A 14,199-nucleotide genomic window follows, 5' to 3' on the forward strand; every position below is an offset into this window, starting at 1 on the left:
CAACCAATGCACCAGTAGCGGCACCCCCACCTGCCCCAGCCCAAAAAACGCCGCAAACCACAGCACCATCACCTGCATCACCACCTCCAGCCCCCAGGGCACCGACCACCCCAGCAGTTCTGCCCGTCCCCACAGCGACGGACGCCCCCCCATCAGCCATCGCATCCCCAAGGCGATCGCAATCAACGTGCCCACGGTGCCCCCCAACAAGGGAAACCCCACCAACAGCACCAGGCGATTGACGGCCTCTGCCGCCAATTTCTGTTGCTCTGCCAGCAGGGCCACCTCTTCGGCCTGCCGCTGTTGCAAGCGGTACAAACGCAGTAAAGCCACCTGTTCAAACCACCCCGACAAATGCTCTGCCAGCAAGGGTTCTGCTTCCGGGTAAATCAGCGGCGGTTCTCCCCACAGCCCCTGCAACACCTGCACCGTCTGCCGTAGGGATGCCGGGGGTTGCTGTTGTTGCACCGCCTGCCACGTCCTTTGCGCCTGGGCCACCTCTCCCCGCGCCGCCTGAATCACCCCCAACCGCACCGCCAGCCACAACCCCTGTTCGGCCTGCGCCGGGGTCAGCAGCGCCTTTGGCCCCAATTCCTGTTGCCGCCGATAGACCTGTTCGGCCTGCGCCAGGGTGGATGGGCCAAACCATTGGGAGAATTTCTCTTTACCCCGCCAGACACTGGCCTGCAATTGCAACTCCACCGCCCGCAGTTGCAAAACATTCTGGGTCTGGGGCTGCTGCCAACTGCCAAGCAACGCCAACACCAGCAAGGTCACCACCACCACGGTCAAAAACGGCAACCACAGCCGCTGCCAGCGGGCCATCCCCCCCTTGGTCATAAGCCAACACCCCGCCGTATTGCCGCCGCCACCTGTTCTTGCTCCGCCAGGGTTAATTCTGGGAACAAAGGCAGGGATAAAACCCGCTCGCTCAGGACCGCCGCCTGGGGAATGGCCGTTTTGTCGTACTGCAAATGGGCATACACCGGCTGCAACGGCAAAGGCACTGGGTAATACACTGCCGTCCCAATGCCCGCCTGCTGCAACCGGGCGCGCAGGTCATCCCGCCGCAGGGCCGGGTGGTTGCAGACCACCGTGTACTGGTTCCAACTGTGGCCGGGGCAATCCTGGGGCAGGAGCAACCCCGGAATATCCCCCAGCAACTCCTGGTAGCGGGCTGCCAACAACCGCCGCCGCGCCAGCCACTGGGGTAAATAGGCCAATTTCGCCGTCAATAGCGCCGCTTGCAGGGCATCCAGACGGCTGTTGACCCCCACCGTCACCGCGCAATACCGTTCCCGCTGCCCGTGATTTTTCAGTTCCCGCAGCCGCTGCGCCAACACTGGGTCGTGGGTGGTCACCGCCCCCCCATCCCCCATCGCCCCCAGATTTTTGGTGGGATAAAAGCTAAAACAACCCAGCGTCCCCCAACTGCCCACCGGTTTCCCCTGCCAATGGCTGCCCGTAGCCTGGGCGCAATCTTCAATAATCGCCAAACCATGCGCCTGCGCCAACTGCTGCAACGCCGTCATCGGCACCGGGCGGCCAAACAAATGCACCGGTATCACCGCCTTGGTGCGGGCCGTGAGGCGCTGCTGCACCTGGGTTAAATCCAAATTAAACGTCTCCGGCTCCACATCCACAAATACGGGCGTCGCTCCGGTCAAACTAATTGCTTCTGCCGTAGCAATAAAGGAAAAGGCCGAAGTGATGACCTCATCCCCCGGCCCAATCCGCAACGCCCGCAGCGCCAAATACAGGGCATCCGTCCCGGAGTTGCAACTGACGCAATAGGGTACGCCGATGTAAGCCGCAAACGCCTGTTCAAACCGGTCAACGGCCTCCCCCCCCACATACGCCCCCCCGGCCAAGACCTTTTGGGCGATGGGATTCAGGACATCCTGCAATTGTTGGTACTGGCGGGTGAGGTCAAACTGGGGAATGGCCGTTGCCACAGGCATCATACCACCGCCATCGGCACCAGCGCTTCCACCAGGGCCCGCACTGCCGCCGTCATGGCCCATTCGTCTTCAAGGCGATTAACCGCCCGGCCAATCCCGACGCCCGCTGCCCCCACCGCCTGGGCCATCGGCACGGTCACCACCGACAAGCCGGAAGCACACACCACCGGCACCTCCACCGCCCGCGCCAAGGTGTAGGCCGCTGCCAGCGCCGGAGCCGCCTTTTCAATCAAGCCCAGCACCCCAGGGTTTTGCGGTTGCAGGCGGACACTGCCTTCGGTCTGCACCACATCCGCCCCCAGAGCCACCAGTTCCTGCGCCAATTCCGCCTGGGCATCCAGCGGCAGGGTATGGGGCACCGTCACCGTCAGGGGCACATCGGGTAACAATTCCCGCGTGTGAATCGTCAACGCCCGCACCCGCGCCGCATCAAACACTTCCCCTTGGGCATAAAAAGGGTCGAAATTCCCCAGTTCCACCATGTCCGCCCCCGCTGCCACACAAGCCGGTAACCGTTCCGGGGCAATGGTGGACACACACAGGGGCAAATCCGTCAGTTGCCGCGCCAGCCGCACCAAATCCGGGTCCGCAGCAATGTCCACATAGCTGGCGCCCCCCCGGGTAGCCGCCCGCACCACCCGGCCCACCACCTGCGGGTCAAACTGGGTAATGCCGCTAATAATTTTCACCGCCCGTTTCTGGGCAAATACCGACCGCCACTGGGAAGTAAGTGCCATAAACGACCCCTAAAAACCACCCCATCCATCTTAACCCGTGGGGTTGTTACACTGGCAGTATGGCCAAACCCCAGCGCGGGCAACTCCGTAAACTGCTTAGCTACTTGCGTCCATACTGGCGGGCGGAAGTAGTCGGCATTGCGGCCTTGGTGGTGGTGAATGTGCTGGGGGTCGTGATTCCCCTGGTGTTACGCCAAGCCATCAACCGGTTAGAAACGCATTTGGCCCTGGGCGCTCTGCTGTGGTCCGGTTTGGGGATCATTGGTTTGGCCAGTTTGATGTGGCTGATTCGCATGGTCTCCCGCCTGGTGTTGTTTGGGGTGGGGCGGCGGGTGGAATTTGATTTGAAACAAAAACTGTTTGAGCATTTTCTGCGGTTAGACCAGCACTATTTCAGCCAACATCCGCCGGGGGAATTAATTAGCTGCGCCACCAGCGATGTGGATAATGTCCGCCGGTTGGTGGGGTTTTCGGTGCTGAGTCTGGTCAATACGGTGTTGGCCTATGGACTCACCCTGCCGGTGATGCTGGGCATTAGCGTCCCTTTGACCTTGGCGGCCCTTGCAGTTTATCCCTTTTTATTTCTTTTGGTGTATGCCTTTGGGGACACCTTGCGGGCGCAGCAGGCGCAGGTGCAGGAACGGCTGGCCGACTTGAGCGACCTGATCCAGGAAGACATCAGCGGCATGGCGTTGATCAAAATCTATGCCCAGGAAGCGGCAGAACGACAGGGCTTTGCCCACCTCAACCGGGCATTGCGCCAGGATAGTCTCACCCTGGCCCGCACCCGCAGTTTTTTGTTTCCCTTGTTTGGGGGCATTGCCAGCCTCAGTTTTTTGGTCTTGCTCTGGCTGGGGAGTCGGGCGATGGAAGCCCAAACCCTTACTCTCGGGGGTTTTGTGGCGCTGTTGCTCTACGTGGAACGGCTGGTTTTTCCCACGGCGCTGCTGGGGTTTACCATTACGGCCTTGCAGCGGGGGCAGGTGAGCATCGAGCGGGTGGAATCGCTGCTGCGGGAATCTCCCCGGATTCAGAATGTCCCAGGCGCGATCCGCTTGCCCCAGGTGGCAGGGCAGGTGACCGTCTGGCATCTGACCTACACCTATCCTGGGCAAACCCAGCCAGCTTTGCAGGATGTCAGTTTCTCCCTGTCTCCTGGGCAGACCCTGGTCATCGTCGGGCCGGTGGGGGCAGGCAAAAGCACCCTCATCCAGGCCCTGTGTCGGTTGTTGCCCATTGCCCCAGGGCAAATTTTTCTCGACGGCCATGACATTACCCAGATTGACCTGGGCGACCTGCGACGGGCGATGGCCTACGTCCCCCAGGAAAGTTTCTTGTTTAGCGCCTCGATAGCCGACAACATCCGCTACGGCGACCCAGAAGCGGACATGGGACGGGTAGAAGGGGCAGCCATCCAAGCCCAGATACACGGGGAAATTCTCGCTTTTCCGGCGCAGTACGAAACCCTGGTGGGGGAGCGGGGCATTACCCTATCGGGCGGGCAACGGCAACGCACGGCTTTGGCGCGGGGCTTGTTGGTGTCAACGCCGGTGATTCTTTTGGACGATGCCCTTGCCAGCGTAGATAGCCAGACCGCCCAGGGGATCATCCAATCTATCACCGCCCTGAAGCGCACCGTTATCATGGCGACCCATCACCTGGGCATTGCTCCTTTGGCCGACCAAATTTTGGTGCTTGTGCAGGGGCGGGTGGTACAGCAGGGCAGCCACCAGGAATTGGTACGCCAACCGGGTTGGTATCAGGAACTCTGGCAAACCTACCAATTAGAAACCCAGCAACAACCCTTGATTTAGCATCCAACCCTGCTCCTACCCATACTCTTCAGGTTTTAACCGTTTAAGTAACTCCCAATTTTTGTCCTCAACCACAAGGGTCTGCATGTGTGTCAAAGCCTTGATAATGGAAGTGTCCTGTCGTTTTTTATTTCCTGTCCGATGGCAATGTTGCAAATGCATCACGATTGAGACAGCACTGCCCCCTGTCAGTAGCTCCACGAAAACTGGGGTAATTGAAGAAGCTCGATAAGTCGATAGAATTTTTAATGTCAGACTCACGCCATTTCTGAGGCAGAACATCCCTGATGACGCGATTCATTGGCTGGATACTTGTGGTGTGGCTCATCTGGCTCAGCTACGGTCAACCCGCCTGGGCTGGCCTACAGGATGACCACTTCGATGGCAATATCTTTGCCTTGTATGCGGGCAATGGCTCCTTGGTGCCGCCGCGCGTCACCCTCAAGGAGGCTTTAGCCGTGCCCGAACGGCCAGCTTTGTTGGTCTATTACTTGGATGACAGCCGAGATTGTAAGGTTTTTGCGAGTACCGTATCCCAGGTGCAACGCTTTTATGGGCGGGCTGTTGACATTATTCCCATCACCGTAGATAGCCTGGTGCCCACCGATACCCCTGACCCTACCAACCCGATTCGTTACTATCGGGGACGGGTGCCTCAGGTGGTGATCCTAGGTGGTAAAGATGGGGAAAACCATATTCTTTTCGATGAGATTGGGCAAGTTTCCTTCAATCGTTTGGACGCAATTTTGGCAGATTGGTTTGGCATTCCCCCCCGCCAACCTGTGCCCGTCACCCCGCGCCAATTTAATGAGGTCAATGTGGAGTTAGCACCATCCTAAAATACAGTGGAACTGGAGGTACATACATGAATTTAGTCCGTACGTGGGCCATCAGTAAGCACGTTTTTTTGGAACTGTTGCGGGAACGGTTGCTTTATCTGGCAGGATTGTATGCGATTGGTCTGGTGGCCGGGGGTGCCTTAATTGCCGAAGTGGCAGCGGCAACTGAGAACAAAATTATTACGGACTTTGGCCTGGCCATGATGTTAATTTTCGGCTTGGTCATTGTCATTTTTACCACCCCAAATTTGCTGGCAAGAGAGGTGGAAAAACGCACGATTTTTATTGTCGTTGCCAAGCCGATTAGTCGTCTTGAGTTGGTGGTCGGCAAACATATAGGCTTATTGCTGGGCCTAGTTCTACTTACGGTGGTCATGGCGGGGATTTATTTGGCTTATCTATCGCTTCTGAAAATTACCTATCCCTTCGTGCCGGTCATCACGGCCATTGCTTTGATGCTGATGGAGTTTGCCTTGCTGACTGCCGCAGCGTTACTCTTTAGCGTGTTTACAAGTCCTTTGATTGCCACGTTCCTCACCCTGGCTACTTTTTTTATTGGGCATTTGAGTTCGGATGTGATTACTTTGGGACGGCTGATTCGGAACCCGCAATTGTTGGCTGTGTTAAAAGGATTTTTTCTGGTGGTGCCCGATTTATCCCGTTTAGATTTGAAAAATACAGCTGTTTATGGATTGCTCCCGGATGCCGGGGTGTTAATCAGTAGTGTGATTTACGGCCTCTTATACACGATATTTTTGTTGGCATTGACCGTGTTTATTTTTGCAAGGCGGGAGTTTTAGTAGGGTATGGGTTGTGATGTATCGAATGGGATATGATGCATGCGTGTTTTGCAAATTAATCAGTCGGATTTAGTGGGTGGGGCTGCCATCGCCGCCTATCGTTTGCATCAAGGTTTGTTGCACCAGGGGATCGCCTCCAAACTTTTGGTTGGTCAGGTGACGCAAACGGATCCATTGGTTGCTCCCACGCCCCCCCAACCCCTACGCAGAAAATTAAAAAATCTGGAAAGTCTCTTGGGAGTTAATTATATTACCCGTTGGAGTACCTATGCCATCGCGCAACATCCCTTTTATCAAGAAGCAGACGTTCTAAATTTTCATAATTTGCACGGGGGTTATTTCAATTACTTATTTCTACCCTATTTAACCCGATATAAACCCGGAATTTATACACTCCATGATATGTGGAGTTTTACCGGACATTGTAGTTATAGTTTTGACTGCAAGCGTTGGCAAAAAGGCTGCGGTTCTTGCCCTTACTTGGATATTTATCCGGCAATTCAACGGGATGGTACGGCCCTGGAATGGCAACTCAAAAATTGGGTCTATCAGCAGGCGCATTTAACTATCGTGACACCCAGCCGGTGGTTGATGAAGCAAGCCCAGGCCAGTATGCTTCATCATTTGCAAATTCATCACATTCCCAATGGAATTGACCTGGCAACCTATCGCCCTCTAGAAAAGGAGTTTTGTCGCCATTTTTTAGGGATTAAACAAAAATATGTCCTGCTTGCTTCCTCGATTAATTTTCACGACCCGCGCAAAGGCAGTCATCTTTTGATCCAGGCCTTAAATTTATTACCGAATACCCTCAAAAAAGATACGGTCTTACTGGCGATGGGTACGGCGAGTCATATCCTGGCTGCAGAGGTGGATATGGCGGTTTATGCTTTGGGTTATATTCATTTAGACCAATTGAAGGTGGGCATTTTTGCGGCTGCTGATCTGTTTGTTTTGCCAACGCGGGCGGATAATTTACCTTTGGTGTTGCAAGAGGCGTTGGCCTGTGGCATTCCCAGTGTGGCATTTGCGGTGGGCGGGGTGCCGGAATTGGTGCGGCCTGGGGTCACGGGGGCATTGGCGGCGCCGGAAAACCCGCAGGATTTGGCGCACAAAATCGAGCAGTTACTGGCCGATGGGGAAACGCGGCAAAAAATGTCCCAAAATTGCCGGGCGATTGCGGTGCAGGAGTACGATTTGGCGCAGCAGGTGCAACGCTATGGGGAATTGTATCGGCAGGTGCACAATGCCTTTGCGGCGCGATAGGATACAATCATAATTGTCTAGCCTAGAGACCCCAACTCAGTTCCACCCATGACTCAAGTGCCCCAACCGAGCAAACAGCCCGTATTCGATGAACCTAAATTTGGGTTCAATGCCTATAGCGAACGGCTAAATGGACGCGCCGCAATGGTGGGCTTTGTGCTGGCGATTGTCATTGAGCTGGTGACGGGGAAGGGGGTGCTGACCTGGTTGGGGTTGCTCTCCTAAGCTAAAATCGAGAAAATTTTTTGGGCTGGAGCCATGTCCCTGTCTCGGCGCATTCGTTCCTATTACAGCCGCTACCCCCTGGTGAGTGTGGTGGTCACAGCGGGGGTGATTGACATGGTTATTGGGGGGACAACGCCGGCCTGGTCGCTGTTTTGGACGGGGTTGGTGGTGACTACGGGTGCTTTGGGTTGGCGCTGGCTGGCTGCGCGGCGGGCTGTTCCCCCACCCCCGGAACCGCCGCGTCGTTATTTAACCAGTGAATCGAGCGCCAGTTCCTTGCCCCTGTTACGCATGGACCGTCGGCAAAATCCATGAGCAATGACCAAGCCGCCACAGTTGCCGAGATTCGGCAGGCGGTACAAAAACGACGCAATTTTGCCATTATTTCCCACCCGGACGCGGGGAAAACCACCCTCACGGAAAAGTTGCTCCTGTATGGGGGGGCAATTCAAGAGGCGGGGGCGGTGCGGGCACGGCGCAACCAGCGTCATGCCACTTCCGATTGGATGGAATTGGAAAAACAGCGGGGGATTTCCATCACGTCGACGGTTCTCGTATTTGAGTACGATGGCTTTACGATTAATTTGCTGGATACCCCAGGACACCAGGATTTTAGCGAAGATACCTATCGCACGTTGGCGGCGGCGGACAATGCGGTGATGTTGATTGATGCGGCCAAGGGGTTGGAACCGCAGACCCGCAAGTTGTTTGAGGTCTGTCGTCTGCGCCGGTTGCCGGTTTTTACCTTTGTGAATAAGTTGGACCGACCGGGGCGACCGCCGCTGGCGTTGCTCGATGAACTGGAACGGGAGTTGGGGTTAATTCCCTGTGCGGTCAATTGGCCGATCGGCATGGGGGACCAGTTTCAGGGGGTGTATGACCGACAGACGCGCCAAATTCATCTATTTCAGCGGGGGGCACGGGGGCAGAAATCGGCCCAGACGCAGGTGATTTCCCAGGACGACCCCCAGATCGTCGCGTCGTTGGCTCCCCATCTTTACCATCAACTGCAAGATGACCTGGAATTGCTCGATGGGGTGATGCCGGCGCTGGATGTGGCCGCTTTGCACCGGGGGGAAATGACGCCTGTGTTTTTTGGCAGTGCCATGAATAATTTTGGGGTGGAATTATTTTTGCGTTATTTTCTCAAGTTGGCTGCACCGCCGGGGCCACATACCAGTACCCAGGGCATAATTCCGCCCGATGCGCCGGAGTTTAGTGGGTTTGTGTTTAAATTGCAGGCAAACATGGACCCCAAACATCGAGACCGCGTGGCGTTTATTCGGGTGTGTTCGGGGAAGTTTGTCAAAGATATGACGGTACAGCATTCCCGCACGGGCAAAACCATTCGTTTGAGTCGGCCCCAAAAACTGTTTGCCCAAGCGCGGGAGTCTTTAGAAGTGGCCTATCCTGGGGATGTGATCGGGTTGAATAATCCGGGGGTGTTTGCCATTGGGGATACGGTGACGACAAGTGGTAAATTTCGGTTTCCGGGGATTCCCAGCTTTTCGCCAGAACTGTTTGCCTATCTGAAAAATCCCAATCCTTCTAAGTCAAAATCTTTTCAAAAAGGGGTGACTGAATTGGCGGAAGAAGGGGCGGTGCAAATTCTCTATTCAGTGGATGAAAGTCGCCGTGAGCCGATTGTGGCGGCAGTCGGGCAATTGCAATTTGATGTGCTGCAATTTCGCTTGCAGCACGAATACGGTGTGGAAACCGTGTTGGAACCGTTACCCTACAGTTTGGCGCGCTGGGTGGTTGGGGGTTGGGCAGCGTTGGAACGGGCGGGACGATTGTTTCATACGATGGTGGTCAAAGATGGCCGTGAACGACCGGTTTTGTTATTCAAAAACACCTGGAATTTGCAACAGGTGCAAGAGGACCATCCCGAATTAGAACTCAGCCCCATATCGCCGGTGGATTAACTACTGGTAAATCCTGGGTCTTTCAGGGTCTCAGATAATTTACTCAAACAGCAATCAAGGCTATCGTCTGGCACAACACTTACGCCATCACAAAAATCTAACATTACTTTGTATATTGTATATATGCCATAGCTATGTAGGTTAAGGTTGTCGCCTTAAGATTCATGGCTACGCCACACTTCGCTATGGGAAACCGATGTGGGGCTACGCCCAGCGACCCATATCATGTCAACCTTTGCCTGCTTAGCTATATCACTGATTATCATTGAAACAACTGGACGGTGAACCGGCAATGGAAATGCCTTCACTGTCAAGTTTATTAAATTCTCGTAACAGGGGATGTTGATGGATGGGCAGGACAAAACTGTGCTCCTGCGTGTACTGGGGCAGTGCGGAGAACTTAACCATTGAACACCTTATCCCTTTATCTCGGTGGTGTGAATTTAGGTTGCCCCGCAGAGTCCTCAACAACCCATCGAAGCGGGTAATAGCCTGTCGCAAGTGTAATGCCGAAAAAGGTAATATGCCACCCGCACAGTGTTCAAACTGCATCCCGAATGTCGTCAGCAATTCATCCATGAAACCGGTTTTTTTTGGATGAAATTAAAGAGTTAAAGAATCAACTGGTATTCTTAAGGACGCAGACCAGCCAAACGCTACGCTGTTCTCCGCAATTAGTGCTATGGCAAAAGGGGATGTCATTCCTGTAAAAATCCTCTTCCGTAGGCATTTGCCAGATTTGCTATTCTAGAATCAAGGCTGGTCGCTCCGGGTGGCAACCGTGGCATCTTTATTTCCAGAGGATGAGGGTTGGGATTTGGGGGATTGGGGGAATGCGTCACCCCCCACGTCTGAGCCGGTAACGGAGCCGGCAGCCCCTGATGAATGGGCAGAATTGGAAGCTTTGTTTGCTGAGCGTGCACCTGTTGCCCCAGCATCGGCGCCCCAAAATGTGGCATCTCCACCGGAAGAGGAAACCCCTTTGTTTGCTTGGCCGGAGGTTGCGCCTGAACCGGATAAAAGCTCGGTTGCCCCGCCGCAGGAGATGGTTTCACCCCCGCCAGGTTCATCCCAGAGTTTGTGGGCAGAAATTGGGCATCTGTTCCAAACGCCAGCTTTTCGTCAACCTGAGACGGTAGAAGATGCCGGTTCGCCAGGGGAAACCCTGCGTGGTGAAGCGATGGTGGATGCCTTGAGTCAAGCCATGTTGGCCAACGATGGCAGTACTATTCAGACATTAGTTCAGCAAATTCAACAAACCTATGATCACGCCCAGAGCATTGAAATTCTCTTGGCCGCCTTGCACAACTGGTGTCGCTAATAGCTTTTTGCAACGGTCAATGACTTTGCCGGAATCAATTGAGGATGGGAGTCATGGCCGGGAATTCTACTGCGAATTGGTTGCCAAGCTGGCAGGGGCGTGACCGGAAATCGGGATGGCGGGATTCGAACCCACGGCCCCTTCGTCCCGAACGAAGTGCGCTACCAAGCTGCGCTACATCCCGTCACAGACCATGTGTAGTTCTATCAGTTTAACATTATCGCCCTCATCCGCGCCTTGGGTCTGTTTGCCCCTGAGTGTGGGAACGGGCCAAGAACAGATGCACACCGACGTGCACCTGCTCGCGGCTCATCAACGGGGAGAAATGCGGGGCGTGCTCCGCTTTTATACCTGGCAACCGGCGGCGATTTCGCTGGGGTATCACCAGCGCCACTGGCCGAACCATTGGCAGCACTGTCGTTATCGGGGCCAACCGCTATCCCTGGTGCGCCGACCGTCCGGGGGAGCGGCTGTGTTGCATCAGGGGGATTTGTGTTTTGCTGTGGTGGTGGGCATCACCCCTGGCGGCTACCGAGCGCAGTGGCAACGGGTGCAGGCGTGGTTAATCGAGGGTTGGCGCGGGCTAGGGGTTGTGCTTCAACCGGGGCAGCAAACACCTCAGCGGGGGCAAGTGAGTTGTTTTGCCCAGGCGACGCCTGTGGATTTGGTGACGGTGACAGGGCACAAATTTATTGGTATGGCCCAGCGGCGGCAGGGGCGCAGTCTGTTGGTTCAAGGTTCCATGCAACTCCGGCCCGACCCGGCGTTGTGGCGGCAGGTATTTGGCGAAATTGCCCCCCCGCCTGTACCCGCACCCCCTGTCGCGGCGGTCGTGGCGCATTTGACCGCCACCGCACCGGCCTATCTGGCTGGTTAGCTCAAAACGACCTGCCCGCTGAGTCGTGCCAACCGCTGGTGTAATTCGGCTTTAAGTTGCGGGTATTGGGTCAATTCCGGGTCCTGCTGCACAAGCTGTTCTGCCGCCCGGCGCGCCGTTTCCAGAATGTCTTGATCCTCGATGAGACTGGCAAGGGCCAGGTCGGGTAAACCAGCTTGGCGCGTGCCCAGAATTTCCCCTGGCCCCCGCAGCCGCAAATCCATTTCGGCGATGAAAAAGCCGTCTTGGGATTGGGTCAACACCTGCAACCGCTGTTGGGTGTCTTCGCCTTTCCCTTGGGTGACCAGCAAACAATAGGAAGGATAGGGACCCCGCCCCACCCGTCCCCGCAGTTGATGGAGTTGCGCCAGCCCGAACCGTTCGGCGTTCTCAATCAACATCACCGTGGCATTGGGCACATCCACCCCTACTTCGACGACCGTGGTGGCGACCAAAATTTGGGTTTCTCCATCCCGAAATGCCCGCAGTGCCGCATCTTTTTCTGCCGGGGATTGCCGTCCATGCAACAATCCCAAGCGACAGCCTTTGAAGGTTACTTCTTGTAATTTGTGATATTCGGCCACCGCCGCCTTCGCCGCCAATTTTTCTGACTCTTCGACCAGCGGCAAAATGATATATGCCTGGCGACCTTGGGCAATTTCGCGGCGAATGAGATCGTAGGCAAAATGCCGTTGACTTGCCGCAACAATGCTGGTTTTGATGGGCTGTCGTCCCGGGGGTAATTCGTCAATTTGACTCACGTCTAAATCCCCATGAATGGTGAGCGCCAAAGTGCGGGGAATGGGAGTTGCCGTCATGGTTAAGACATGGGGCGCCATCCCCTTTTGCTGCAATAGGGACCGCTGTCCCACCCCGAAACGATGCTGTTCATCAATGATGACCAAACCCAAACGCTGGAAATGCACATCCTCTTGAATCAGGGCATGGGTGCCCACCAAAATCGGGATTTCCCCCGTTGCCAGTTGCGCTAAAATTTGCCGCCGTTGACTGGCTTTGGTAGAGCCGGTAAGAAGTTCGACCGGCAGGTGTAAAGGGGTCAACCATTCAAACAATTTTTGATAATGCTGTTCTGCCAACACTTCTGTGGGTGCCATGAGCGCCGTTTGGTAACCCGCTTCGACCGCAGCCAACATGGCCATCACGGCTACCACCGTTTTCCCAGAACCCACATCCCCTTGGAGCAGCCGTTGCATGGGCTGGGGTTGCTGCAAATCCCGGAGAATTTCCTGCACCGCCCGCTCCTGGGCACCTGTGAGTGCAAAGGGCAATTGCGCCCGGAATTGTTGGAGCAACTGTCCTTCTGGCAGAAGTTTGGGGCTGGGTTGGCTACGCTGTTGCTGCCGGCGTTGTAAAAAACCCAGTTGCAAATAAAACAATTCATCAAACACCAAGCGGGTGCGCGCGTGTTGCCATTCTGCCGGAGAACGGGGTGCATGAATCCCCTGGTAAGCCGTGCCCAAATCCACCAAACGGTGTTGTTTTTTCAGGAATGCGGGTAGGGGGTCCGGCCAGGATTGCACCAGCGGCAACACCCCATGAATCGCCTGGCGTACCGCACTGGCTTTGAGGTCTCCCCGCAGGGGATAAACCGGGATAATTTTACCAACCGATTCCGGGTCGTCATCAATAATTTGCACCTGGGGTTCGGTCAGGGTTTTGCTGAATTTGGTTTCTTTGACCAGCCCGGAAATGGCGACGAAAACCCCCGGCGTATAGAGGCGTTTTTGCTGCTCCTGCCAGGCTGGATTGGCATAGCGTTTGCCCATGTAGTAGCGGTTAATTTTCAGCCGCCCGGAGCGATCGGCCACCCACCATTCGGCAATGGTTAATTGGGGATTTTTGGGGCTGGTAAAACAGCGAAAACTGCGAATTTGGGCAATGATGGTCACCGTTTGCCCTGCTTCTAAATCCTTAATGGGCAGGCGTTGGGAATAGTCCACATAACTGCGGGGGTAATAGTGCAGCACATCCCCCAAAGTGGTCAATCCCAAGGCGTACAGGTGTTTTTTTTGCTGCGGTTTGAGGACATCCAAGGCGCTGATGGGTGTGTTGGCCGTTGGCGGTGGAGCTTCCTGCACCCGGTGGGTTGGTCGCCCCGGCGGTTGGACCTGGGGCAGCAGGCGGGCAATGCGGGTCAGGAGCGCTTCCCGTTGGTCGCTGGTCAGGCGGGGGTAATGGTGCAGTTCCGCCAGCAATACTTGCCATTGGTGGCTGACTCCCTGGGGCAGCCAATCGGGGGGCACTTGGCGCATCTGTTCCTGAAGAAATTCCGCAAACCGGCACTGCCGCCCCTGGAGATTGGGGTAACCCGCCTGCCGCTCTACCGTCAATGCTTGTGCTACGCGCGGTGCATCCCATACCATAGTTCCAGTGTAGCCACCAAAGACGGACAACACAGGCTAACATCAAAAGG

12 protein-coding genes, 1 tRNA gene and 1 pseudogene are annotated in these 14,199 nt (G+C 55.5%); 9 read left to right on the plus strand and 5 right to left on the minus strand.

Annotated features, from left to right (window positions below):
- The 3 genes and pseudogenes from ACWISF_RS09740 to ACWISF_RS09750 all read right to left on the minus strand — a co-directional run.
- Positions 1-840: pseudogene (locus tag ACWISF_RS09740) on the minus strand (hypothetical protein); the annotation flags it as partial.
- Positions 837-1,961 (minus strand): DegT/DnrJ/EryC1/StrS family aminotransferase, encoded by a 1,125-nt coding sequence (locus ACWISF_RS09745; RefSeq protein ID WP_448381420.1) that lies wholly within the window; start codon positions 1,959-1,961, stop codon positions 837-839. The pseudogene ACWISF_RS09740 and the gene ACWISF_RS09745, both read right to left, overlap by 4 nt.
- Positions 1,961-2,698, minus strand: a complete 738-nt coding sequence (locus tag ACWISF_RS09750) for a DUF561 domain-containing protein (RefSeq protein WP_448381394.1) — start codon at positions 2,696-2,698, stop codon at positions 1,961-1,963. Before ACWISF_RS09750 ends, ACWISF_RS09745 begins: the two co-directional genes overlap by 1 nt.
- A gap of 59 nt (positions 2,699-2,757) precedes the next feature.
- Between ACWISF_RS09750 and ACWISF_RS09755 the strand changes: the two genes are divergently transcribed.
- The 8 genes from ACWISF_RS09755 (at position 2,758) to ACWISF_RS09790 (ending at position 10,888) form a co-directional block, all read left to right on the plus strand.
- Complete coding sequence (locus tag ACWISF_RS09755; RefSeq protein WP_448381395.1) at positions 2,758-4,512, plus strand: ABC transporter ATP-binding protein; 1,755 nt, start codon at positions 2,758-2,760, stop codon at positions 4,510-4,512.
- A gap of 287 nt (positions 4,513-4,799) precedes the next feature.
- Positions 4,800-5,351, plus strand: coding sequence for a thylakoid membrane photosystem I accumulation factor (locus tag ACWISF_RS09760; RefSeq protein ID WP_448381396.1), 552 nt, complete (start codon positions 4,800-4,802; stop codon positions 5,349-5,351).
- Positions 5,352-5,377: 26 nt separating this feature from the next.
- Entirely contained in the window at positions 5,378-6,151 is a 774-nt protein-coding gene (locus ACWISF_RS09765) for an ABC transporter permease subunit (protein ID WP_448381397.1), read from the plus strand.
- Positions 6,152-6,190: 39 nt separating this feature from the next.
- Positions 6,191-7,417: a glycosyltransferase family 4 protein gene (locus tag ACWISF_RS09770; RefSeq protein WP_448381398.1), complete on the plus strand. Its 1,227-nt coding sequence runs from the start codon at positions 6,191-6,193 to the stop codon at positions 7,415-7,417.
- 48 nt (positions 7,418-7,465) lie between these two features.
- Entirely contained in the window at positions 7,466-7,642 is a 177-nt protein-coding gene (locus ACWISF_RS09775) for a chlorophyll a/b-binding protein (protein ID WP_448381399.1), read from the plus strand.
- A gap of 33 nt (positions 7,643-7,675) precedes the next feature.
- The gene (locus tag ACWISF_RS09780; protein WP_448381400.1) at positions 7,676-7,957 is read left to right on the plus strand and encodes a hypothetical protein; all 282 of its coding nucleotides are present in this window, start codon (positions 7,676-7,678) and stop codon (positions 7,955-7,957) included.
- Positions 7,954-9,567, plus strand: a complete 1,614-nt coding sequence (gene prfC / locus ACWISF_RS09785) for a peptide chain release factor 3 (protein WP_448381401.1) — start codon at positions 7,954-7,956, stop codon at positions 9,565-9,567. Before ACWISF_RS09780 ends, prfC begins: the two co-directional genes overlap by 4 nt.
- Before the next feature lie 772 nt (positions 9,568-10,339).
- A complete protein-coding gene (locus tag ACWISF_RS09790) occupies positions 10,340-10,888 on the plus strand; it encodes a hypothetical protein (protein ID WP_448381402.1) in 549 nt (182 codons plus the stop codon).
- A gap of 110 nt (positions 10,889-10,998) precedes the next feature.
- Here ACWISF_RS09790 and ACWISF_RS09795 read toward each other — a convergent pair.
- A tRNA-Pro gene (locus ACWISF_RS09795) sits at positions 10,999-11,072 on the minus strand.
- Between the two features lie 96 nt (positions 11,073-11,168).
- Between ACWISF_RS09795 and ACWISF_RS09800 the strand changes: the two genes are divergently transcribed.
- A complete protein-coding gene (locus tag ACWISF_RS09800) occupies positions 11,169-11,765 on the plus strand; it encodes a lipoyl protein ligase domain-containing protein (protein WP_448381403.1) in 597 nt (198 codons plus the stop codon).
- Here the strand turns inward: ACWISF_RS09800 and recG are convergent.
- Complete coding sequence (gene recG / locus ACWISF_RS09805) at positions 11,762-14,149, minus strand: ATP-dependent DNA helicase RecG (RefSeq protein ID WP_448381404.1); 2,388 nt, start codon at positions 14,147-14,149, stop codon at positions 11,762-11,764. The genes ACWISF_RS09800 and recG overlap by 4 nt on opposite strands.
- Positions 14,150-14,199 lie beyond the last annotated feature (50 nt).

This window comes from Gloeomargarita sp., from assembly GCF_053491055.1.

Coding starts and splice junctions, on each gene's coding strand:
- ACWISF_RS09745 (WP_448381420.1), bottom strand. CDS start 1,961: ATGCCTGTGGCAACGGCCATTCCCCAGTTTGACCTCACCCGCCAGTAC.
- ACWISF_RS09750 (WP_448381394.1), bottom strand. CDS start 2,698: ATGGCACTTACTTCCCAGTGGCGGTCGGTATTTGCCCAGAAACGGGCG.
- ACWISF_RS09755 (WP_448381395.1), top strand. CDS start 2,758: ATGGCCAAACCCCAGCGCGGGCAACTCCGTAAACTGCTTAGCTACTTG.
- ACWISF_RS09760 (WP_448381396.1), top strand. CDS start 4,800: ATGACGCGATTCATTGGCTGGATACTTGTGGTGTGGCTCATCTGGCTC.
- ACWISF_RS09765 (WP_448381397.1), top strand. CDS start 5,378: ATGAATTTAGTCCGTACGTGGGCCATCAGTAAGCACGTTTTTTTGGAA.
- ACWISF_RS09770 (WP_448381398.1), top strand. CDS start 6,191: ATGCGTGTTTTGCAAATTAATCAGTCGGATTTAGTGGGTGGGGCTGCC.
- ACWISF_RS09775 (WP_448381399.1), top strand. CDS start 7,466: ATGACTCAAGTGCCCCAACCGAGCAAACAGCCCGTATTCGATGAACCT.
- ACWISF_RS09780 (WP_448381400.1), top strand. CDS start 7,676: ATGTCCCTGTCTCGGCGCATTCGTTCCTATTACAGCCGCTACCCCCTG.
- prfC (WP_448381401.1), top strand. CDS start 7,954: ATGAGCAATGACCAAGCCGCCACAGTTGCCGAGATTCGGCAGGCGGTA.
- ACWISF_RS09800 (WP_448381403.1), top strand. CDS start 11,169: ATGCACACCGACGTGCACCTGCTCGCGGCTCATCAACGGGGAGAAATG.
- recG (WP_448381404.1), bottom strand. CDS start 14,149: ATGGTATGGGATGCACCGCGCGTAGCACAAGCATTGACGGTAGAGCGG.